At 33.6% G+C, this 22,952-nt stretch carries 19 protein-coding genes, 2 pseudogenes and 1 riboswitch; of the genes and pseudogenes, 2 read left to right on the top strand and 19 right to left on the bottom strand.

Features of this window, described 5'->3' with window-relative positions; all coding sequences use genetic code 11:
• Positions 1 to 187: 187 nt before the first annotated feature.
• From tkt to IAI10_RS04715, 8 genes are all read right to left on the bottom strand, one after another.
• Positions 188 to 2,185 (bottom strand): transketolase, encoded by a 1,998-nt coding sequence (tkt, locus tag IAI10_RS04750; protein WP_315672134.1) that lies wholly within the window; start codon positions 2,183 to 2,185, stop codon positions 188 to 190.
• A gap of 74 nt (positions 2,186 to 2,259) precedes the next feature.
• Positions 2,260 to 3,177: a carbohydrate ABC transporter permease gene (locus tag IAI10_RS04745; RefSeq protein WP_315672133.1), complete on the bottom strand. Its 918-nt coding sequence runs from the start codon at positions 3,175 to 3,177 to the stop codon at positions 2,260 to 2,262.
• A gap of 12 nt (positions 3,178 to 3,189) precedes the next feature.
• Entirely contained in the window at positions 3,190 to 4,173 is a 984-nt protein-coding gene (locus tag IAI10_RS04740) for an ABC transporter permease (RefSeq protein ID WP_396334341.1), read from the bottom strand.
• A gap of 86 nt (positions 4,174 to 4,259) precedes the next feature.
• Positions 4,260 to 5,930, bottom strand: a complete 1,671-nt coding sequence (locus tag IAI10_RS04735) for a sugar ABC transporter substrate-binding protein (protein WP_315672132.1) — start codon at positions 5,928 to 5,930, stop codon at positions 4,260 to 4,262.
• 215 nt (positions 5,931 to 6,145) lie between these two features.
• The gene (locus IAI10_RS04730) at positions 6,146 to 7,702 is read right to left on the bottom strand and encodes a response regulator (protein WP_315672131.1); all 1,557 of its coding nucleotides are present in this window, start codon (positions 7,700 to 7,702) and stop codon (positions 6,146 to 6,148) included.
• A 55-nt stretch (positions 7,703 to 7,757) separates the two neighbouring features.
• Positions 7,758 to 9,602 (bottom strand): sensor histidine kinase, encoded by a 1,845-nt coding sequence (locus IAI10_RS04725; protein ID WP_315672130.1) that lies wholly within the window; start codon positions 9,600 to 9,602, stop codon positions 7,758 to 7,760.
• Positions 9,583 to 11,163, bottom strand: a complete 1,581-nt coding sequence (locus IAI10_RS04720; protein ID WP_315672129.1) for a response regulator — start codon at positions 11,161 to 11,163, stop codon at positions 9,583 to 9,585. The genes IAI10_RS04725 and IAI10_RS04720 overlap by 20 nt, the downstream gene beginning before the upstream one ends.
• A gap of 204 nt (positions 11,164 to 11,367) precedes the next feature.
• The gene (locus IAI10_RS04715; RefSeq protein WP_315672128.1) at positions 11,368 to 13,407 is read right to left on the bottom strand and encodes a glycoside hydrolase family 52 protein; all 2,040 of its coding nucleotides are present in this window, start codon (positions 13,405 to 13,407) and stop codon (positions 11,368 to 11,370) included.
• Between the two features lie 213 nt (positions 13,408 to 13,620).
• On the opposite strand from IAI10_RS04715, the gene IAI10_RS04710 reads away from it, so the two are divergent.
• Together IAI10_RS04710 and IAI10_RS04705 are read left to right on the top strand one after the other, a co-directional pair.
• Entirely contained in the window at positions 13,621 to 14,454 is an 834-nt protein-coding gene (locus IAI10_RS04710; RefSeq protein ID WP_315672127.1) for an AraC family transcriptional regulator, read from the top strand.
• 183 nt (positions 14,455 to 14,637) lie between these two features.
• Positions 14,638 to 16,035 (top strand): annotated as a pseudogene (locus tag IAI10_RS04705) (glycoside hydrolase family 5 protein); the annotation flags it as partial.
• A gap of 94 nt (positions 16,036 to 16,129) precedes the next feature.
• Here IAI10_RS04705 and IAI10_RS04700 read toward each other — a convergent pair.
• The 11 genes and pseudogenes from IAI10_RS04700 to IAI10_RS04650 form a co-directional block, all read right to left on the bottom strand.
• Positions 16,130 to 16,420 (bottom strand): hypothetical protein, encoded by a 291-nt coding sequence (locus IAI10_RS04700; protein WP_315672126.1) that lies wholly within the window; start codon positions 16,418 to 16,420, stop codon positions 16,130 to 16,132.
• Positions 16,421 to 16,512: 92 nt separating this feature from the next.
• Positions 16,513 to 17,421, bottom strand: coding sequence for a hypothetical protein (locus IAI10_RS04695; protein ID WP_315672125.1), 909 nt, complete (start codon positions 17,419 to 17,421; stop codon positions 16,513 to 16,515).
• Positions 17,422 to 17,586: 165 nt separating this feature from the next.
• Positions 17,587 to 17,790 carry an ATP-binding protein gene (locus tag IAI10_RS04690; protein ID WP_315672203.1) on the bottom strand — a complete coding sequence of 68 codons (204 nt, stop codon included), beginning with the start codon at positions 17,788 to 17,790 and terminating at the stop codon, positions 17,587 to 17,589.
• A 37-nt stretch (positions 17,791 to 17,827) separates the two neighbouring features.
• On the bottom strand, positions 17,828 to 18,235 hold the full coding sequence (locus tag IAI10_RS04685) for a hypothetical protein (RefSeq protein ID WP_315672124.1): 408 nt from the start codon (positions 18,233 to 18,235) through the stop codon (positions 17,828 to 17,830).
• A 17-nt stretch (positions 18,236 to 18,252) separates the two neighbouring features.
• Positions 18,253 to 18,705 (bottom strand): response regulator transcription factor, encoded by a 453-nt coding sequence (locus IAI10_RS04680; RefSeq protein ID WP_315672123.1) that lies wholly within the window; start codon positions 18,703 to 18,705, stop codon positions 18,253 to 18,255.
• Complete coding sequence (locus IAI10_RS04675) at positions 18,678 to 18,935, bottom strand: response regulator (RefSeq protein ID WP_315672122.1); 258 nt, start codon at positions 18,933 to 18,935, stop codon at positions 18,678 to 18,680. Before IAI10_RS04675 ends, IAI10_RS04680 begins: the two co-directional genes overlap by 28 nt.
• Before the next feature lie 105 nt (positions 18,936 to 19,040).
• Positions 19,041 to 19,502, bottom strand: a complete 462-nt coding sequence (ribE, locus tag IAI10_RS04670; protein ID WP_315672121.1) for a 6,7-dimethyl-8-ribityllumazine synthase — start codon at positions 19,500 to 19,502, stop codon at positions 19,041 to 19,043.
• Positions 19,503 to 19,596: 94 nt separating this feature from the next.
• A pseudogene (gene ribB, locus IAI10_RS04665) lies at positions 19,597 to 20,205 on the bottom strand (3,4-dihydroxy-2-butanone-4-phosphate synthase); the annotation flags it as partial.
• 19 nt (positions 20,206 to 20,224) lie between these two features.
• On the bottom strand, positions 20,225 to 20,875 hold the full coding sequence (locus tag IAI10_RS04660) for a riboflavin synthase (RefSeq protein WP_315672120.1): 651 nt from the start codon (positions 20,873 to 20,875) through the stop codon (positions 20,225 to 20,227).
• A gap of 5 nt (positions 20,876 to 20,880) precedes the next feature.
• A complete protein-coding gene (gene ribD / locus IAI10_RS04655; RefSeq protein ID WP_315672119.1) occupies positions 20,881 to 21,987 on the bottom strand; it encodes a bifunctional diaminohydroxyphosphoribosylaminopyrimidine deaminase/5-amino-6-(5-phosphoribosylamino)uracil reductase RibD in 1,107 nt (368 codons plus the stop codon).
• 134 nt (positions 21,988 to 22,121) lie between these two features.
• A riboswitch (FMN riboswitch) is annotated at positions 22,122 to 22,235 on the bottom strand.
• A gap of 87 nt (positions 22,236 to 22,322) precedes the next feature.
• Complete coding sequence (locus IAI10_RS04650) at positions 22,323 to 22,946, bottom strand: response regulator transcription factor (protein WP_315672118.1); 624 nt, start codon at positions 22,944 to 22,946, stop codon at positions 22,323 to 22,325.
• Between the last annotated feature and the right edge of the window lie 6 nt (positions 22,947 to 22,952).

Below are 22,952 nucleotides of genomic sequence, written 5' to 3'. Positions count from 1 at the left end.
AATAAAAAATTATTAATCGTAAATTATATTATTGCTACTGTACTCTATAAGTATATTGTAAGCATGTATTTAAGTCAATATTACTGCATAGACTTTCCACAGCAAAAAGCTCAAGCAATAATAGCTTGAGCTAGAGAATCACATTAAATTTTCTTTCTTATTTAGGTGACGATTTAAATCATAGCCACTATCTAAGTTTAACGACATTCTCAGCAGTTTTAACAACATTATCAACTGTAAAACCAAACTTTTCAAACAATGTCTGAGCTTTTCCTGATGCTCCAAAGGAATCAATAGAAATTACACTTCCATCTAAGCCTACATATCTGTGCCATCCAAAGGAGGAAGCGGCTTCTACAGCAACTCTTGCTCTTACGGCTTTAGGTAATATACTTTCCTTATATTCTTCAGTCTGTTTTTCAAAAAGTTCAAAGGAAGGAAAGCTTACCACTCTTGCTTCTATACCTTTTACCTTTAGCACTTCTGAAGCCTTGTATACAAGTTCAACCTCAGAACCTGAAGCCATAAGTATTATATCAGGAATTTCTTTTTCACAATTCTTAAGTATATACGCTCCTTTCATGGCTTCTTTGCCTGCTTCATTATAGAGAGGAAGAGTTTGTCTTGAAAGAATCAAGGATACTGGTCCATCCTTTTTTGTAACAGCAAAGTACCAGCCAGCAGCGGTTTCTTTTGCATCTGCAGGTCTGAATACCACCATATTTGGTATAGATCTGAGTGCTGCCAGCTGTTCTATAGGTTCGTGGGTGGGTCCATCTTCTCCAACTCCTATGCTGTCATGAGTCAAAACATAGGTTATAGGAAGTTTCATAAGTGCTGATAATCTCATGGATGCTTTCATATAATCACTAAATACAAAGAAGGTAGAAACAAATACTCTTAATCCTCCGTGAACATAAATACCATTTGCTATAGCTGCCATAGCATGTTCCCTCACTCCAAAGTGAAGGTTTTTTCCCTTTCTATCTTCAGCTGAGAAATCACCTTTTTCTTTCATATAAGTTTTGTTAGAAGGTGCAAGATCTGCAGAACCACCAATGAGATTAGGTATAATATCCACCAGTCTATTTATTAGTATGCCAGAAGCATCTCTTGTAGCAAGAGGTTTTTGGAAGCTCCAAAAATCTCTATCTTCAAGTAAGCTTTCCGATGCATTGTCTCCAAACCAAGCTTTCCACTCTTCAGCTAACTGCGGATAATCCTTTGCATAACCTTCAAATAATTTATTCCATTCTGCTTCCTTTTTACAAGCTTCCTTTTTAAATTTCTCCATATGTGCCTTAACTTCTTCTGGTACTGTAAAAGCTTCATAATTCCACTGCAAAAATTCCTTTGCAGCCTTTAGATTATCCTCTCCTAAGGGTTCACCATGGGCAGAAGCCTTTCCCTGCTTTGCAGGGCAGCCAAAGCCAATTATATTCTTTACTATTATCAACGTAGGTTTTGAAAGCTCCCTCTTTGCTGCTTCAATAGCTATGCTAATAAGCTCCAAATCACTTCCATCATTTACTCTTAAAACCTGCCAGCCATAAGCCTCATACCTCATGGCTACATCTTCTCTAAAGGCTATATCAGTATTTCCTTCAATAGATATATTGTTAGAGTCATATAAAGCAATAAGCTTTCCCAGTTTCAAGGTACCTGCCAGCGAAGAAGCTTCTGAAGATATACCTTCCATAAGACATCCGTCCCCAACTATAGTGTAGGTATAATGATTCACTACTTTGTAACCCGGCCTATTGAATTTTTCAGATAGATAGCTTTCTGCAATAGCCATTCCAACTGCATTGCATATTCCCTGACCCAGTGGACCAGTGGTAGTCTCTACTCCATCAGTATGACCATATTCTGGATGTCCCGGTGTCTTACTTCCTAATTGTCTGAAATTCTTAATATCCTCTATGCTTACATCATATCCGAAGATATGAAGCATGGAATACATTAGCATGGAGCCATGACCAGCTGACAATACAAATCTGTCTCTGTCTATCCATTTTGAATTTAAAGGGTTATGCTTCATGAATCTTGACCATAATGTATAAGCCATTGGAGCGGTTCCCATAGGTAGCCCTGGATGTCCCGATTTAGCTTTTTCAATCGCCTCTGCTGAAAGCATTCTTATTGTATTTATAGTTAATTTATCTATATTAGAAAATTCATACATGTTTTTTCATCTCCTTATATTTAGAAAAACCTAAAGTACATTAGAATACTTTAGGTTAATACACTTAATGACATTTATTCTTTTACACTTCCTACATTCATTCCTACTACGAAATATTTCTGAAGGAATGGATAAACCAAAAGTATAGGTACAGCTGTGACAATAGTCAAGGCTGCTCTTATAGATTGTGGTGTTACCGTATTAGATGCTGTATTTGTACCTGTATTGTGCTGTCCAAATTGAGTTGCAGCATTGTTTCCTGTCTGCATTGAAGTTGCTAAGATTTTCATCATCTCATATTGAAGAGTGCTAAGGCTTTGCTTTGAGGAAGCATATAGATAAGTATCAAACCAAGTACCCCATGCTCCTACCGCTACAAACAGCCCTACTACTGCTAGAACAGGTTTGCAAAGTGGAAATATTACACGAATGAATATTCTAAATTCCCCTGCACCATCTATTTTTGCAGCCTCTATCATACTATCAGGCAAAGATTTTATATAAGTTCTTATTATTATAAGATTGAAAGCTCCTACCATTCCTGGAACAATATATACTGCAAAATGGTTTATAAGTCCAAGATCTTTGATAAGGAAGTAGTTAGGTATAAGCCCAGCATTGAAATACATGGTCATAACGAAAAGAATAGTTATAGGCTTTCTTAAAAAATATTCTTTTCTGCTTAATGCATAAGCCAGCATAGTGGTTAAAAATATATTAAGAGCAGCTGACAAAACCGTTCTTGATACAGATATAAAAAACGCCTGATATAAAGTCCCACCAGCAAAAACTGATTTGTAGTTATATGTGGTCCATATCCTAGGCAATACATATATACCGCCCTTCATAGTATCTGTGGCATCATTTAAAGAAATTGCTATAGTATTCAAAAATGGATACAAAGTAGTAGTAACAACAATTAACATTATAATACCATTAACTATATTAAATATCTTATCTCCCAAAGTGGAAGCATTTCTTTTCTTTTTCATATATATTCCCTCCTAAATAAGTTTTTCTTCTCCGAGTTTACCTGCAATAAAGTTTGCAGTAAGAAGCAGAGTTATACTTACAACACTTTTGAAAATACCTGCCGCTGTTGCAAGGGAATAATTAAATTGATTAATACCATATTGTAAAACAAATATATCTATTGTTTGAGAATAATCTGATACTAATCCATTTCCTAAGAAATATGGAAGTTCGAAATTAGTATCCAAAATATGACCTATATTCATAATAAGCAGTACCATTATTGTTGGCTTTATTCCTGGAAGGGTTACATGAAACATTTTTTGAAACCTTCCTGCGCCATCAATTTCAGCAGCTTCATACAAAGCAGGATCTATAGATGCTATGGCTGCCAAATAAATTATAGTTCCCCATCCAACTTCTTTCCATACCGTAGATACACCTACAATCCCCCAAAATAATTTAGGTATTCCTAGAAATAAAATAGGTTCCTGTACAAGGTGAAGCTTCATAAGCACATTATTGATAATTCCTATCGCTGGATCTGTAGAAAGCACATTTGCGATCATTCCAGTTGCAATAAGCCAAGATAGAAAATGTGGCAGATAAGAAATAGTCTGAACACCGCGCTTTAAGAATGTGTTTTTTATCTCATTTATTAACAATGCCAAGGCAATAGAGCAGACAAAGCCAAGAACAAGGCATATAAAACTCATAGCTATGGTATTTCTTAAAACTTGAACAAATCCCATAGCAGTAAAAAGACTTTTAAACTGATCGAAGCCTATCCACTGCTGGTCAAAAAAGCTAGTTCCTGGTTTGTAATTTTGGAAAGCCATAAGCCATCCCCAAATGGGTGTATAAGAAAACAGCAGTACATATGCCAGAAAAGGAACTGACATAAACATAAGTTCTTTTTGGCTTTTGATCATTTTCCATGTTATTTTCTTCTTTCCATCTTTTTTATTAATTCCGTTTTTATTGCTCCTTGAAATTTTTTGTTGAATCTCAGCCATATATACTCCTCCTACAATGAATGATACTTTTGTTATTTAACAGGATAATGGAGTATTCCATTATCCTGTTCATTCATTTATTTATATTATTTTTTTATAGTCCAATTTTCTATTCTATACTTTATTCCTTTATTTATAGCATCAAGATAAGCACTAGGATTATCCTTTTGTATTTCTGCTACATAAGAACTCCACTGACTATCAAAATCAGAAGCCTTTGAACTAACTAATCTTGGAAGCCATTTAAGTGATGTATTATTTATTGCAGTGCTTGCCAAGGAAGCTGGTGAGTTAGTTGGTATATTTATATTCCATGCTGGATAGTATATTTCGTTTTCAGGAGCTTTACCCATCATATCATATGGGCTGTTTACATTGTAAGCTTTGTAGAAAGCTTTATCATAATCACTCATACCTTTAGCATATTGTATTGGATTGTCTCCTAATGCTGTAGCATTACCGTCACTATATCTTCCTTCAATTTTAGGTATGCTCGCATAGATTGCATCTGCTCTATTCTTTGCCTTCCATGCATTATCACTTTGATTTGTTTTTTGCTCATCTGTCCAAACTGGCTGTTTGCTTGCTTGGTCTATAGAATAATCTTCCCCTTCTATACCCCAGTTGAGAGTCTTCTGCCATTTCTCATTCATTAATAGATTAAGTGCAGCTAAAACTCTATCAGGATCTTTACAAGATTTGGTAACAGAAAATCCATTTGTAAGATTTGGAACAGGTTGATCCTTATAGTGAGGAGTAACCCCTGGATAAGTTATAGCAAGTGGAGCATAAGTCTGTCCATATTTCTTTTCCTTTGTAAGTGTATCCTCTCCACTTTGGAAATCCCAGTGCTGATCATACATACCTATTACACGTCCGCTGGCTACTTTTTGAAGATACTGATCCTTTGTCTGTGTAATAGCTTCTCTATCTACTATACCTATGTTATACATATCATTTAATTTTTTATAATACTGCTTAGCAATATCCTTGTCTGCATAAAGTGCTGCTACTCCCTTGTCTACATTAACCATCCCATCATTTGGATGTCCGCTAAGCTGTGCAGGAGCATTCTCCAAAACAAAGGATTGCTGACTTGTAGCTAAGGTTTCAAAGCCTATTGTAGGCATTCCATTAACTGTTGGATGCTTTTTAACATAATCCTGTACAAGATCAAAGTATTGATCCAAGGTAGTTACTTTTGGATAACCTGCGTCCTTTAGTACATCCTTTTGAATCCAGAAGGCTGGGCCGCTATAATATGAACCTGTTGCTTCTTTACTGATTACACCGTAATTTGGCATATAGTAAATATGTCCATCGTTTGAATCCTTCATTTTATTCCATGTATTACCATCAACAAAATGCTTGTAAATATCTGGTGCATCTTTTTTGACCTTATCCTCTAAAGGTATAAGATCTCCTGCTGCTTGAAATTTATTATTGTAGCTAACTAAATCAGGAAAATCTCCACCGGCAATCATGACGCCTAATTTTTGATCTAAATCACCAGCAAGAATCTCGAACTTAAAAGTAATTCCTAATTCATCCTTGATTTTCTTGAAAATTTTATTGTCTGAAGTAGGATTAATTGTTGTAGAATCTGCAATGAAGGCAGTAATAGTTATAGGATTTTTAGGGCTTACATCAGTGCTGCCATTGTCTGATGTATTTTGTGATTTCTTTCCGCAACCGCTAAAAGTAGATAATGCGATAGCAGAAACCATGCATAGAGCAAATATTGCTTTTCTTTTCATGTTATCTATTCCCCCCATATATTATATATTCTTAAGACTATCTAATGTCTTGTACAAATTTATTATAGGGCGTAAACGAATTCATAACAATGTAATGAATTAAAGGTCTACCCCCTACATTTTTAATATATATTTAATTATTAAGTTCTGTTTTAAATCAGTGTTGATTTTTACACTGATTTAAAACTTCATTCAGTTCGATGGGGCTATGTTGATCAAGAAGCATTATCCCTGAATTCCTTTGGCTTCATTCCAGCATACTTTTGAAAGTGTTTTAGAAAGCTGTTGTAATTGCAATATCCCAATTCTTCAGCAATTTCATGATTTTTAAGATCAGTTTCCCGCATGAGCTTTTTTGCCTCCTGTATACGCAGTTCATGTATATATTCATTCAAACAAATTCCAAATTTATGAATAAAAAGCTGGCCTACATAAGCAGGGTGCATATATATATTTTCTGACAGCTCCCGAATTGTAATATTTCTTTTATAATTTCTTCTCACAAAGGCTTCTATCTTTTCAATATTATTTTCAGAATTACTGCGTCTCGCCTCCTTAAGGCATTCACAGCACTGAACACAAAAATTCTCAAAAATCTTTTTCAAAGCCAATATTGTTTTTTCCTGCTCTTTAATTTCTAAGATCGTATTGTTATATTTTATTTCGCTTCTGCTATTTGCCTCGATTAAATTATTTATTTTACATACCATATTTGAGATAAACATAATGACTATATCAGGGTCTATTCTGTGAATTTCAAAATACTGAAAAATTTCGTCGATAGTGCTCCTCACTTTATCTATTTCAAGTTCTTCTACTGCTTCAATAACTTTTCCAGACATAAAAAGATCATTAAACTGAAAATTAAATGCTTTTTCTTTTACATCCTTATAAAAAACTAAACAATTCAAGCCTCTATAAAATTTATATCTCAAGGTTTCATTAGCTGTTATATATGAATCTTTTACTCTAGATAATTCTGAGACACACTCTCCTACAGCTATGCTGAAATTCTGTAAATGTAAGCTAAGAAGCTTATCGTATATCCTTAAGGCTGAGGATTCCTTATTAGAATCAAATAATTTATCACTTTTAAAGCCTTCAACAATAACAAATCTATTTAGATTCTGTTCCAAAACAAAAATGTATTTATTATCTACTGTAACCTCATCAATTGCAGCTCTTATGGTTTTGTTATCGTTTTCCTCTACTGTATTGCCATAGCTTGAATTAAAGCAATCTATTAGTATGCAGTTCCATTTCATAAAAAATGCATCTCCATCTAATAAATTTTTAAGATAATTAACCGCTTGATGCGCATCGATTCCTCTAATTAACTGACTCAAAACCTCTTGCAATATAACCTTTTTATTAATAACTGTACTTTTATTTACCTTATCTAGGTTTTGTTTAATCTCCTGAATTATTTCACATATATCTTCTTGAAAAACAGGCTTTTGGAGATAGTATCTCACACCATACTTCATTGCCTTTCTTGCATATTCAAATTCTCCATAACCGCTTACAAGTATAAAAATAATATTATCTTTTTTATTTTCCTTAGCATATCGTATCAAATCCAATCCATCCATAACAGGCATTTTAATATCAGTTACCACAATATCTGGCTGCAGCCTATCAATGGCATCAACAGCCTCTTTTCCGTTACAGCATGTACCACATATTGAAAATCCTAAGCTTACCCAATCAGCTGCGTATTCTATTGCTTTTAAAGCCATAGGTTCATCATCTACTAATAATACTTTATACATGAAAAACACTCCTTTAAAATCTAATACTTGTAAATCCTAATAAAACCTCACCTTTTTATTCAATATATTTATTTTTATTGATTACGCTTTTATCAATACCATAATGTATTGTTGTACCCTTATTTATAGCACTTTTTATGTCAAACTCAATGTCATCACCATAATAAAGCCTAAGACGTTTATAAACATTCCTTATACCTATATTTTCAAATAAATTATCTTCCTCACTTAAGCCTTCCATGATTTCTTTTAATTTATCTTCTTCAATTCCTCCGCCATTATCTTCCACATAAATATGGGCAAATTTTTCATCCTGTGTCACTTTTATTTTTACTACTCCTACATCCGAGATATTCTGAATGCCATGTTTGCACGCATTCTCTACAAGAGTCTGTATACTCATCTTAGGTATCCTCAAAGCGAGTGTTTCTTCATCCACGTGAATTTCATAATGAAATTTCTCCAAAAATCTGAATTTTTCTATCTTAAGGTACATCTCAGTAAAAGAGATTTCTTCTCCTATGGTAACCAGATCATCTTTCCAGCTTACAAGTCTTCTAAAAATCTTTGAAAGATATTTTATAACTTCTGTAAGATCTTCATAATTATTTTTTACACAGATAGCCATTACTGCATTTAAAGTATTAAAAAGGAAATGAGGATCAATCTGACTTTGAAGAAATCTCAGTTCAGCTTGAACTCGCTGAATTTCTAAATCTTTCTTTTTAATTTCCAGCTTATATACATCATTTATAAGAGTATTTATTTCTGAGGTCATCATATTAAAGCTGAGTATCAGCTCTCCTATTTCATCCTTTCCTTCAGACGTCTCAATTAATTCAAAGTTTTGATTTTCTACTTTTTTCATATGTTTCAAAAGCTTTTTTACTCTATAGTTATAGGACCTGACAATAATCCAAATAAGCAATGAAGCAAGAACTGTAACACCGATACTAACAGCTGCTACAAAAATATTAGATTCATAAGCCTCCTTGGTAATATTCTCTCGATTTGGCATTGCTACTATATTCCAGCCAGCCAAATATCCATTGTTACCAAGGTCCACTTTTAGATAATCCTGTGCAGTTTTACCAAATTTTACGCTGTCAAGTTTTGTATATTGCTCAAATAAGTCCTTTTCGTATTTGTGATCAGTTGAGCAAACTATTCTATTTTCAGGATCAACCAATAAAAAACTAAAATAATCCCTTTCTCTGTCGAATATATCGTATATTTCATTTATATTAATATCTATCTTAAGAACATGGTTGTATGGATCACTACTGGATGCAAACTCATTCAGCTGACGTAAAATACTTAAATGCAGTGGATTATAATTAATTACATTGCTATCTTTATCTCTATAGGTGTATAAAATTATTTTATTACTCACCTTTTCAATGTTCTTATACCAAGGTGAATCTATAACAGATTGATTAATATAATAATAATTTCCTCCATTATCTATAGTGTCATTGGAGGTATATACGGTTATTTCACTAATATCACTATGAACTGGAATATAGCTTGTTATACGATCTCTTAGTGTATCATTATAAGTTTGATAATATTCGCTGTCCCCTTTATACTTTGCTTCTAATGCTTCATACAAGCTTTTATCAGAGGATACTGAATAGCTCACATTAGCACATGCATCTATAATATTGTAGATATCTTTCTCTGTTCTATTGATAGATATATTGTAATTTTCCGTCTCTCTTTTTTTCACGTCATTAGATATTTTTGCACTATAAATTAAATTAATTGTCATTATGGGTACTAATACACAAAGAATATATATCAATAGAAATTTAAAATTTAAAGGAATATCATTTATTAAGTTGGGAAGTTTCTTCCTTCTAATCAAAGTAATCACCCTTTCACATTTTGTTCTCAACATGATTTTTTCTCCTATAATCCGAAGGTAAATTTCCTGTGATCACTTTGAATTTACTTACAAAATAGTCTGAATCACTATATCCTACTTTGGAAGCAATATTAGAAATTTTCATATCTGTTCTTCTAAGAAGCTTTTTTGCTTCTTCTATCCTAACATTATTCAAATATTCATTAAAATGCATGCCAACCGATTTGGTGAATACTTTGCCAAGATATACAGGATTTATAAAATAATCCTTAGCGATCTCCTGCAGCTTTAAATCTCTTTCATAATTTTTATGTACGTAATCTTTTATTTCTATGATTACGTCTTTAGAGCTTCTAATACTAACACTCTTATAATAATCCGACATATCTAAGCATAACCTATAAAATTCTTCCTTCAAGAAGTTAACTGATACCTTTCCAACAATGGTACTGATATTTTTTAATTTTTTTATAATTTCGTCTATATTGCCATTATGAGCATGTATATGCTTTAATATTTCAAATTCAATATTCTCTATATAATTTTCAATAACCTCTGAAGCGCATTTTCTTTTATAGAATTCATTAAAGACATCATTTATCTTATTTTTTATTCCATCTATATTTTTATTTTTTATATCTTGTAATAACGCCTCAGGATTGGACTCATAAAAATTGTAGTCTAATGAAATATTCTTAATTCTATCGTAATATAAAATTTCGTCATTCATCTGAAAAAGTCTATACTGAAGAGCCGTAAATGCATGCTTATATAATTTACTCATATCCTGTATATCTTCTGACTTCTCACTCAACGCCACTGAAACAGAACATTTACACTCCCTATTTATATATGCTGCCAAATTTTTCAGATACTGCTCTTCATTATTAAAAACCTCCTGAGTTATTATTAGTCCAAATCTATTAACATCGTCATCAAATATATTAAGAACCTGCTCACTTCCCACAGTATTTTCAATTACTTTTCTTACAGTCAGCCTCTTCTTATAAATCTCCATATCGTCAAAATCATTCATCCATTTTTCAAATTCATTGATTTCTATCAATGCACACTTAAATAAATTATTATTCAAATCCAGAATTTCTCTGCATTTATCAGCAATATTTGCATTCATCTCATACTTTATGAGGCTGTTAATATAATTGTTAGCCTCAAACTTTTCTTTATTTCTCTCTGCCTTAAGCTTATGAATATCATTTATAATTTCGCTGCTTACTCTCTTTAGAGTTTCAACTATTTCTTCATCATCTATAGGCTTTAGTATATAATCCTTCACTTTATATCGCATGGCGGTTTTTGCATAATTAAAATCACTATATGCACTCAAAATAATAAATTTTGTTTTTAAATATAGCATTTCAGAAGCTTGATGCAAAAGCTGTAGTCCATTGATTTTAGGCATACGTATATCTATAAGCGCCAAATCCGGATTGCATTGTTTAAGAATTTTTAGAGCTTCTTCACCATCTGATGCCGTGCCACATATAGTATATCCTAAGGCTTCCCAGTCAATTAAGCTTTCCAAAAGCTCTATTACTGAGTTTTCATCATCTACTAGTAAAACCTTAAACATCAAAATCTCCCCCTAAGCCTGTGATTTTTTTATATTTACAATCATACATATTTTAATAAAGTAAAAAATTATGTATACATTTTCATTATATATGCTTACACTATAATGTGCAAAGAAGAAGACTTCTTTCCTATATTATAAAAGCTGCCTTCCTCTAATTCTCTAATGCTTATTTGTATATATCTTAAATATCATTTATAACTTCTAATTCATCCATAGAATGTTTGTTACAAGCCTCGGATAAAGCCTGCTTCCTCTTGGACTTCCTGTATCGCTGTTTACTTGATCCGTAGCTCCATCTAAGCTGCAGCTTAACTGCTGCCAGCTTGCATGAACTCTATCCCATTCCTCTTCTTTTTCAAAATCTATATGAAGTATTTCCTTTATTACATACTGACACAAAAATATCTTGCTGTTCCAAGTATTCTTACTGGTAGAAGAGAGTTTCCAGCCTCCAGAAACCTCATCTATGCAAATCCCAGGTTTCATTATTGTTCTAATGTGCTTTTTAAGCACATTAATAAGTTCTCTGTAAGTCCCATCTTCACTCACTGAATCCTTATCTCCTGTTATATATGGATATATGAGCGCCTCCACCGCTGGAATTATTCTCGATTCATTTCCATTTTCAAACACCGCCGGAATATAGTTTTCCTTTTCATTAAATTTGCTTACTATTGAAGCTGCAGCTGCTTTAGCTTTCTCTACAGACTTAAAAGAGAGTTCTTTCAGATTATGCTTTTCAAAAATTTTATGAAGCAGCACATAAGCAGACCAGCTCTTAACTCCTAAATAAAGATTATTTCTTGCCTGTCCAAGACTAACATCCAAGCTGTCATAGGTTGTTATCTCTGAACCAGACTGGCATCTTTCGCTGTCCACATCCATTATTCCATCCTTATTTTTATCTCTTTTTGATAATGAATCAAAACATTTTATAAAAATATCTATGTTTTGATTTGTCCAAACTGTGTCTCCCATCTTTAAAGCATAAACTCCACCAGTTAATGTCCAATTAAGCAATTCTTCATGGGTCATGTAGCTAAAGCAGCCCTTAAGATTTGGAAGTTCATAGGAAGAATATTGTTTTGGAGAAAATCCATTAGCCACTCCCATATCATGGGTAAATGCTATACCCGCTTGATCATAATAACTATATCTTTCCACAAATAAATCTAAGGCATTTGTAATTGTCCACGGATGAAATTTCATCTCATAAAATATATGGTCTACTGTTAAATCGAAGGTATTCATCATTATATATTCACCTTCATTAACTACCCAAATGGGAGAGCCATCTTCCCTCTTCATCAGTTGACTGCTAGCATGATAGCTATGTGTTGCATGAGCTATCATAAATCTTCTATATTCATTTAAATTGCTTTCTTTAAGTTCATTATCCCTTTTTTCTGCCAACTTCATGTAGGCATCAAGATTTTTTATTCCATAAGCTAATACCTCTTCTAAGGATTTAAATAATCCAGTATAATAAAAGCTTGTATCGATTCCTGTAGTTATGATACCCTGCTGATAGGTAGCAAGAGCTATGGTGTAAGTTCTTATCTCTCCTGCAGGAACCTTAAAAAGCAAGGATGGAGCTCTTCCAAGATCATGATTTTCATAATTGTCATTAGCCCAAGATGAGAGTATATCTAGTCTTGATAATTCTTTGATATCTTTAGAGGCTAATACTGCAAAACCATAGCTTCTTTCACAAGCTGCTCCAAGATATTTACCTGCTGTAGAAATAGATAGTCTTCTTTTAAGACCTTCTAACCCAAATATCATTTCTGCATCACTATTATTTTCTCTATTATCAAAGGTGAGCTTAGCAAATATAACCGGAGCAAAAGCAAATTTCTTTTCTTCTTCCGTCATAGTAGAAGGTTCTTTTACTTCTCCAAAAGGAGTAATAATAGAGAACTTAAAGTTCCCTGCAGACCAGGTATCGAAGCTCCACCCCATGTCCCTATCTATTTCGTCTTCTTTAAATAAAGAAATAGATCTGCCATTTTTTGTTGAAATAATTTCCCCAGTGAATTCTTCTTCAGCGCTCTTATCATTTATTGCACAAAATGGCATAAGCTTGATGCTGTTTTCCTGTTTATAGCCTATATATATATTATTTTTCGGAGGCTTTACATCGCTTAGTACAAAACCTCCTCCCATTCCTAGCTTTCCGACCATAAAACTTGAAAATGCACCAAAAGCACTATGGTGAGCATAAAATGACTTATTCTCCATTTAAAATCTTCCCTTCTTATAATAAGTTTGTTTATTAGGTTCTGCTTTCTAATAAATAGCCAAGATAACGTTTACTTTAGTTGTAATCTTCTATATTTTTACTGCACTACATATTTAATTATATTTACCTATCAAGATAATTACTCGACATAAAAAATATATTAACTAGACAAAAATTGGTGAATTTAATATAATGATTAATAAGGTGATGGTATGAATTATTTTTATGAAAATCGATCTGACTCATTATATGATGACATACAGGTTTCAATCTATGAAAATGAAAACCTAAACTATCTTGCTCACTGGCACAATGATGCTGAACTCAGCTATATTATAGAAGGAAATATTTATATAGGTGTAAATAACCAAAAATATCTGCTTAAAGAAGGAGATATAGCCTTATTTAATAGTGGCGACATTCATTACTATGAGAGTTCAGAAATTCATTCTAAAATGATAACCCTTGTATTTAAAACAGAATTTATTGGTCTTCCCTCAATTTGGCCCCCAAAGGGACGCTTCTCCTCTCCTGTAGTATCAAACTCCATTATAGAAAGCTGTGAGCTCTCAAAAATAAAAGCTATACTTAAAAATATATTAGGAGAATTTAATTCAAAAAATGATTATTACGAGCTTTTCATCAAGTCAGGTCTAAATGAGCTTTGTGGAATTTTGTTAAGAAATGTGGATATAAAAATAGATACTTCGCAAGGTAACTCTTCAAAAATTAGAAGCATGCAAAGAGTTTTCAGTTATATAGAAGACAATTATCATCTAGACATTTCTTTAGAAATGATCGCTAAAAATTTGAATATGGATCCTTATAATTTAAGCAAATATTTCAATGTTCTAACGGGTACAAATTTAAAGACTTATATTAATACTATGAGACTTTTTAACGCAGAAGACATGATAATTAACACAAACAAGGCTATAACTGATATAGCTCTAGACAGCGGCTTTAACAGCATACGAAGCTTCAATAGAGCTTTTAAGAAGCTTAAGGGATATACTCCCTCAAGCTTAAGGAAAAACAAGAAATGATCTTTATTTATTAATTGTAAAAACAGCCCTGCATTTACTCATATTATGCATAAAAACCTATTAGTTAAAGTAAACATTTACTGATAGGTACTGTGGTTTAACAATTTTCATGGAGGTGATTTTTTTAATTTGCTTCTTCAGTAAAATGTTATAAAGTATTTTAATTAAGGAGACTTATTTATGATGAAAAAGCTCAAGAAATTTTTTTCATTACTTCTTGTTTTAATGACTTTAATTTCCACCACATACTATAACAAAGCCTTGAAAGTACGAGCAGCTGATACCAACAACGATGATTGGCTTCACTGTGTAGGCAATAAGATTTACGATATGAATGGTAAGGAAGTTTGGCTTACTGGAGCTAATTGGTTTGGGTTTAATTGCAGTGAAAACGTATTACATGGTGCTTGGTATGATATAAAGACCATACTTACAGATGTGGCAAATAGGGGTATAGGATTTTTAAGAATCCCCATTTCCTCTGAACTTCTATACAGCTGGATGATAGGAAATCCAAATAAGGTTTCAAGTGTGACAGCCTCCAACAACCCTCCCTACTTCGTTTGCAATCCTGATTTTTATGATCCTAATACCAAAAGTGTTAAAAACAGCATGGAAATATTTGATGTCATAATGGGATACTGCAAACAGCTAGGAATAAAGGTTATGGTAGATGTTCATAGTCCCGATGCTAATAACTCAGGTCAGAATTATCCATTATGGTACGGCTTAAATACTTCCACAGCTGGTATAATAACTACAGATAAGTGGATAGATACTTTAGCATGGCTGGCCAATAAATATAAAAATGATGATACCATTTTAGCCTTTGACTTAAAAAATGAACCGCATGGAAAAAGAGGTTATTCTGCTGATGTACCTTCAAATATTGCAAAATGGGATAATTCCCAAGACGAAAACAATTGGAAATATGCCGCTGAAAGGTGTTCAAAAGCCGTACTTGCCACTAATCCAAAACTGCTAATAATGATTGAAGGCATTGAGCAATATCCGAAAACAGAAAAAGGCTACACTTATGCTACTCCTGACATCTGGGGTTCTAATTCTGAAACTTCACCTTGGTACAGTGCTTGGTGGGGAGGCAATTTAAGAGGAGTAAAGGATTATCCAATTGATTTAGGAACTTTAAATAGCCAAATAGTATATTCACCTCATGATTACGGGCCTTCAGTATCAGACCAGCCCTGGTTTGATAAGGATTTCACTCAGCAGACATTGCTTGATGATTATTGGTATAATAGCTGGGCATATATAAATGATAAAGGGATAGCTCCTCTTTTAATAGGAGAATGGGGCGGCCAGATGGATGGCGGAAAAAATCAGAAATGGATGACCTATTTAAGAGATTATATAGTTGCTAATCACATAAATCAAACCTTCTGGTGTTTGAATCCAAATTCCGGAGATACTGGTGGTCTTTTAGGTTATGACTGGAAAACCTGGGACGAAGCAATATATGCCTTATTAAAGCCAGCCCTTTGGCAATCAGATGGGAAATTTATAGGGCTTGATCATCAAATACCTCTAGGAGCAAATGGAATATCTTTAGGGGAATACTACAAAAACAAATAGTTGCTAGAATATCCCCCCGTAAAATGGGCTTTTAAGCCCATTTTATCTCTACATCATATTCATTAAAAACTTTACCTTTGCATTATTTAAAGGTGAAAACATTAACTTCATTTTTATTAAAAAAAGGATATTGATTTTTTATATATTCGTCACTAAATTTAAAAAATAAAACTTTTTTACTATCTGGACTCCATTGAATATTTCTAAGGCTGGAGCTATCACTACCATAATTTTTATATATACAGGTTTTGCCTGTTAAAATATTTCCATTTATTCTAGCTGAATACAAATTCCATTCTTCTTCATTATTTTCAATTGCCAAATTTACATAAACAATCTTGGTACCATCTGGTGATACCCAAAATGGGCACATGTAATGACCCTCTTTAGATTTTGTTGCATAAGGAATATCATCATAAAATTTTTTGTTCACCGTATCATACATGTAAATTCCATAGACACCATTTATAGAAGCTGAGAAAAATATTTTTTTCCACCATCCAGCACATAATATTTTTCTGACCATATATTGCTCATATTATTTAAATTGCTACTTTTAGTATCATTATATGGAAGCAGTAAAACTTCAGTAATTTTAGCATCCTCGCTATTTATTTTAAATATACCCATCCTTGAATAATCCTTTCCCTTATACTGTCCTCCAATAAAATATATTTCTTTCCCATCCTTACTATAAAAGCTAGCATCCATAAGTATGCTTGTATTTCCAGTAAGCTTAATTATTTTAGAACTCTTTTTATTAATATCATATAATTCAATGCCTTCCTCGTTATTGCCCCTTATATAATAATTTCCATCCTCTGAAAAGTTACCCTTAGCTTTATACTGCTTTTCCTCTTTGCTGCCTACAGTAATTAAATTATTTTTCAAATCATATATTGAAAATTTTCCTTGAGAAAAATAGCTTACTTTTTTAACGTTAGGCAGCACATCTGCTAGTACATCTCTAGTATTAATACCTATAGGTGTTTTTTCTAATGTAGAAAGATTTAGCCTATATAGCTGTCCACTTATATCATAAAGAGCTTTCTCGTTATCCTCTTTACTAACTGGATTAGGATACTTTTTAAAAAATTCATCACTGGTCATACCTATTCCAACCAACGCCTCATTATCTCCTATAAAGCCCAGATTCGCAGAGAATCCTTCCACATTTCCATAAGTTTTCTTGCTTATTATCTCCAAAGGTTTATCATCACCAACAGCGGCTGAAGTATCTGCATCCACTATTACAGGTTTTTCAGAAAAATATTTTTCAGAAAGGCTGCTCCATCTATCTACCAAAATGCAGCCCCCTATTATAAAAATTGGAATAGGAACTTTTATTATTAAAGACATTTTTTTGTTTTTCATACTTGCTTCCACCTCTTCCTAATTGATAATGAAATGATAAAATTAATTTATTTCTATTATCCAATCAGGTTGTTGCCAAATTGTAAAACAGAGGAATTTTTATATGAACCCTAGTACCTAGGTTAATTTTACTTTCAATAGTTATAGTTCCGCTATAAGCATCTACTACAGCTTGGCTATGGCAAGCCCTAGACCATTTCCCTCCCGACTTCGCATAGCTGCACTTTTATCCCTATAAAATGGCTGAAAAATCTTTTCAAGAGCCAACTCACTTATACCTTGTCCTTGGTCTTCAACAACTATATTACAGCTCTCTGCGTCACCAAAAAGGTTTATGGTCACTGTGGATTTTACATATCCGTACTTTATGGCATTGTCTATTATATTAACTAAAAGCCTGCTTACTTCATCTCTGTTTGCCTCCCTTCAAAGCTTCTTTCAAATCGCTAAAATCGTCTTTTACAATGGTGCCGTCATTTAAATATAGCTGTCCAGCGCTATAATCCGTGTCCAGCAGCAAGCTTCCATCCTTTTTATAAAGTAAAATCCTATTATTAAGCTTAGAGGCTAAAGCTGTACCTATTTCATCACAATTTTTCTCCACCTCAGCTGAAGTTTCTTTTATATTATTGATGATAATATACTGCTTAAAATAAATATTCAAATCTCTCTGAGAGGCAACTAATTCATTACTTATTATTCTTTTGTTATTTTGCAGGGTCATATTATTTATGTAAATAGTCATCACATTAAAACATATACAAAAAATAATCAGGAGTCCTATAGTAAATTTATATCTAATTGAAAATCTCATGTTAATCTGCTTCCAGCTCATATCATCTTATATCCTACTCCAAATACAGTTTGAATTATTGCTTCTTGGCTGGACTCCTCCAATTTTTTTCTAAGCCTTTGAACATGAACATCTACAGTTCTGCTATCTCCTTCAAAATCATAGCCCCAAACCTTCTGAAGCAGCTTATCTCTAGACATTACCACTTTTCTATTTTTAGCGAAGGCTAGAAGCAAATCAAATTCTCTAGGCTTAAGCCTAATGCCCTCTTCCCCTTTAAAAACCTCTCGGCTATTTTCAAGTATCCTTATATCCTGAGAAAGCTTAATTACATTTTCTGCATCATCCTCTTTTAAACTTTCTATTCTCCTTAGGCACACCTTAATTCTTGTCATGACCTCTCTTATATCGAAAGGCTTTGTAATATAATCATCTGCCCCAAGCTCCAGGCCCAATATTTTATCTACGATATCACACTTGGCAGTGAGCATAAAATGGGGATTTTATGGTTACTTGAGATTTTTTTGCACACATCAAATCCACTCATATCTGGAAGCATCAAATCTAAAATTATTAAATCTATACTTTCCCTCTCCACTAATCTAATTCCCGTTTCGCCATCCATAGCCTCTTTAACTACGTAGCCTTCCTTTTTTATATAATGGGTAAGGATATCTCTTATATCTTCTTCATCTTCTATAACAAGTATACTTTTGTTCATGATTTTACCACCCTAGCATTTACAATTTATCCTTATATTATATATTAAACTTATTGCCAAATTGTAAACAACATTCGTGATATACCACTTACAAATTCTATAAGCCTAAAGCTGCTTTAAAAGATTAGCCATCTCAATAGCAGTAACTGCAGCATCATAGCCTTTATTACCTGCTTTTGTACCTGCTCTTTCTATGGCCTGCTCAATGGTATCTGTTGTCAGCACTCCAAAGATTACCGGGACTCCTGTTTCTAAAGATGCATTTGCTATACCCTTTGACACTTCGCTTGATACATAATCAAAATGTGGTGTAGCTCCTCTTATTACTGCTCCAAGGCATAGAATAGCATCATATTTTTCACTTTTTGCCATCTTCTTCGCCACCAAAGGAATTTCAAAAGCGCCAGGTACCCAAGCTATTTCAATATTTTCTTCCTCTACTCCATGACGTCTTAAGCCGTCTAATGCTCCTGATAAAAGTTTACCGCCTATAAACTCATTAAATCTTCCTACAATAATAGCAAACTTTGATCCTTGTGCAACTAATTTACCTTCATATGTTTTCATTTTGGTTTCCTCCATTTTCTTTTTTAAATTTAGCATAGTCCACGCTTTTCTTTCTTAGTTTTTAGCTCTGTTTTAAATAATGTTAATCCTATACCTCATTATTCCTGCGGTAAGAAATTAAATCTGCGATAGTTATAATTTTAAGGTTATGCTTCTTTACAAATTCCATTAACTCAGGTGTCCTTGCCATGCTGCCATCCTCATTCATTATCTCGCAAATAACTCCAGCAGGATAAAGTCCAGCTAGTCTTGCTAAGTCCACTGCCGCCTCGGTATGACCAGCTCTTTTCAGTACTCCGCCTTCTCTTGCCTCCAACGGAAACATATGTCCAGGCCTTTTGAAATCTTCTGCTTTTGCATTAGAAGCCATTACCTTCTTTATAGTAGCTGCCCTCTCAAAGGCTGAAATTCCTGTAGTAGCATCCGAAGAATCTATTGATATCGTAAAAGCTGTACCATGAGGATCTGTGTTATTATCCGTCATTGCTGATATATCTAAATTTCTTAATTTCTCGCCTATGACAGGCATACAGATAAGCCCTCTGCCATACTTAGCCATAAAATTGATGGCTTCTGGAGTAACTTTTTCCGCTGCCATCAATAGATCTCCTTCATTTTCCCTATCCTCATCATCTATTACCACTACTATTTTCCCAATTTTTATATTCTCAATTGCTTCTTCAATCTTATTAAATTTATACATAATCCATCCTCCCTATACATTAAGCAAAACCATTTTCACACAAAAAATTAAGATCAATTCCACCTTTAATCTGTGCCTGCTCCTTAACTTCTAAAAACTTTTCTATATATTTGCCTATCATATCGCACTCTAAATTTACTTCATCTCCCACCTTCTTTCTTAGAAGTGTGGTCATATCCTTAGTGTGCGGAATTATTGAAACCTTAAATACTCTTTCATCCACGTATGCCACTGTAAGACTTACTCCATCTATTGCAACAGAGCCCTTATTCACAATGTATCTTAAAATCTCTCCAGATGCTGCCACAGTAATCCATACTGCATTGTCTTCTTTCTCATAATTCTCAATGGTACCTGTACCATCGATATGACCGCTTACCATATGTCCTCCTAATCTGTCACCTACCCTTAGAGCCCTCTCAAGATTTACTTTATCTCCTGAAGAGATATCTTTTAAATTGCTTCTTCTCACAGTTTCTGCCATAACATCCACTGTAAATTTATTTTTCCCAAAGGATGTCACTGTAAGGCATACTCCATTGGTGCATATGCTATCTCCAAGCCTTGTTCCTTCTAAAACCTTATTAGCACTGATGGTAATTCTCGACGATTTTACAGACTTAGTTACAGCTTCAACATATCCTATTTCCTCAATTAACCCAGTGAACATTAATGTTAATCCCCCTTTTTTTTCGTATATGCTTCTATCATTATGTCATCTCCAAAACTATGGACATTTATTCTATCCAACAAAATAGCCTCCTTCATACAAGCTTTTCCTTCTCCTCCAACCGGTGTCTTTGCCCTGCCTCCTCCGATAATTTTAGGAGCTATAAAAGCATTTATCTTATCAACTATGCCTTCTTCAAGCGCGGCATAATTTAGTTCGCTGCCTCCTTCTAAAAGCACACTATCAATCTTTCTCTTTCCAAGCTCCTTCATAAGAAAAGATAAATCTACCCTTTCATTTTTAAGCGGCGTTATTATGATATCTGCTCCTTTGTTCTCCAAAGCTCTAATTTTATCTATTGATGCCTTTTCAGTAGTTGCTATTATTGTTCTAGCACTGGAATTAGCATCTAGTACCTTAGCTTCAAGTGAAATTCCAGCTCTGCTATCTACAATAATCCTTATGGGGTCGCTTCCTTTTATATCTTCGAGTCGTGTTGTCAGCATAGGATCATCTGCAAGTATAGTTCCTATTCCAACCATAATTCCAGCTGCTCTGTGCCTTAACTTATGTACATACTTTCTTGAAGCTTCCCCTGTTACCCATCTGGAATCACCTGTATAAGCTGCAATTTTCCCATCCAATGTCATGGCAGTTTTCATTATGCAAAAAGGAAGCTTTGTGGTTATATATTTAAGGAATATCTCATTCAGCTTTCTTCCTTCCTCTTCAAGAACCCCTGTCACTACTTCTATTCCTGCGTCCTTTAGAATCTTTATACCTTTTCCAGATACCAAGGGATTTGGATCCTTCAACCCAATAACTACCTTCTTAATCTTTTTTTCTACTATTTTGTCAGCGCAAGGTGGTGTTTTTCCATAATGAGAGCAGGGTTCCAAAGTAACATACATTGTTGCACCTTCTACATTTTCTGCAGCATTTAAAAAAGCATTGACCTCTGCATGATTATCACCATAAAGCTTATGATAGCCTTCTCCTATCACTCTGCCCTCCTTTACTATTACTGCTCCTACCAATGGATTAGGATTGGTATATCCCATTCCCTTCTCAGCCAATTCCAATGCTCTTTTCATATGTTTAATCTCGTCCATACCACCACTCCAATCCTCTTTCTAGAAAATAAAAAACCCTGAGAACTAAATCTCAGGGCATTCAAAATCCACAAAATATCCTGATCATAAATACTATGACTAAAAAAGCATAGACTTATGTATCAAGTACAAATTTTCATCTTCTTCCATCCAGACTTTACTGTCGGCTTCGGAGTTTCACCGAATCTGCCTTACGGCTCGCGGGCTATACCGCCGGTAGGGAATCGCACCCTGCCCTGAAGATTTATTCAGTTTTTATGGAGTTAATAATATCATTATGAAATTCATATGTCAATATAGAAATGTACTAGCATTTTTTATAACATATCAAATCATTAAAAATTTTTCAAGTAAAATATAGCCAATTGGGTTCTATCTCTAAGCTCCAGCTTCTCCAAAATATTTGTTATATAGTTTCTAACTGTTCCTTCTCCCAAAAATAGTTTTTCTGCTATTTCTTTATTTGAAAAACCTTCCGCTATTAATGCCAGAATTTCAAATTCTCGTTGTGACAAATTGAAATCAGAAGGCTTTTTTCTTTTTCCTTGCTTAAGCATGCCCGTGATTGCGTTAACTACATTCTTTTCAAAAACAGTATTTCCTTTGCATACTGCTCTTAGACTTTCTATAATGCTGTCCGATGACTGATTTTTTAATATATAACCTTCAGCTCCATTCATTACGGCCTCTCTTATATATTCATCGTCTTTAAAGGTAGTTAAAAGTACTACTTTAATATCATGAAAGTTTTCCTTTATAAGTTTAGTTCCTAGTACACCGTCCATAACAGGCATTCTTATATCCATCAATACAATATCTGGCTTGTTCACTTTACAAAGTTCAAAAGCTTCTTTCCCATTTTGGGCAGTGCCTAATACCTCTATATCTTCTTCCAAACTTAAAAGTAATTTTAGGCTGTCTATAATAAGGCCATCGTCATCTACTATTATTATTTTCAATTAACT

Origin of the sequence: Clostridium sp. 19966, from assembly GCF_032335695.1 — a bacterium.
Classification (GTDB): Bacteria; Bacillota; Clostridia; order Clostridiales; family Clostridiaceae; genus JACTOJ01.
The sequence above is the reverse complement of the archived record's forward strand: the minus strand, read 5'-3'. Positions and strand labels throughout refer to the sequence as shown.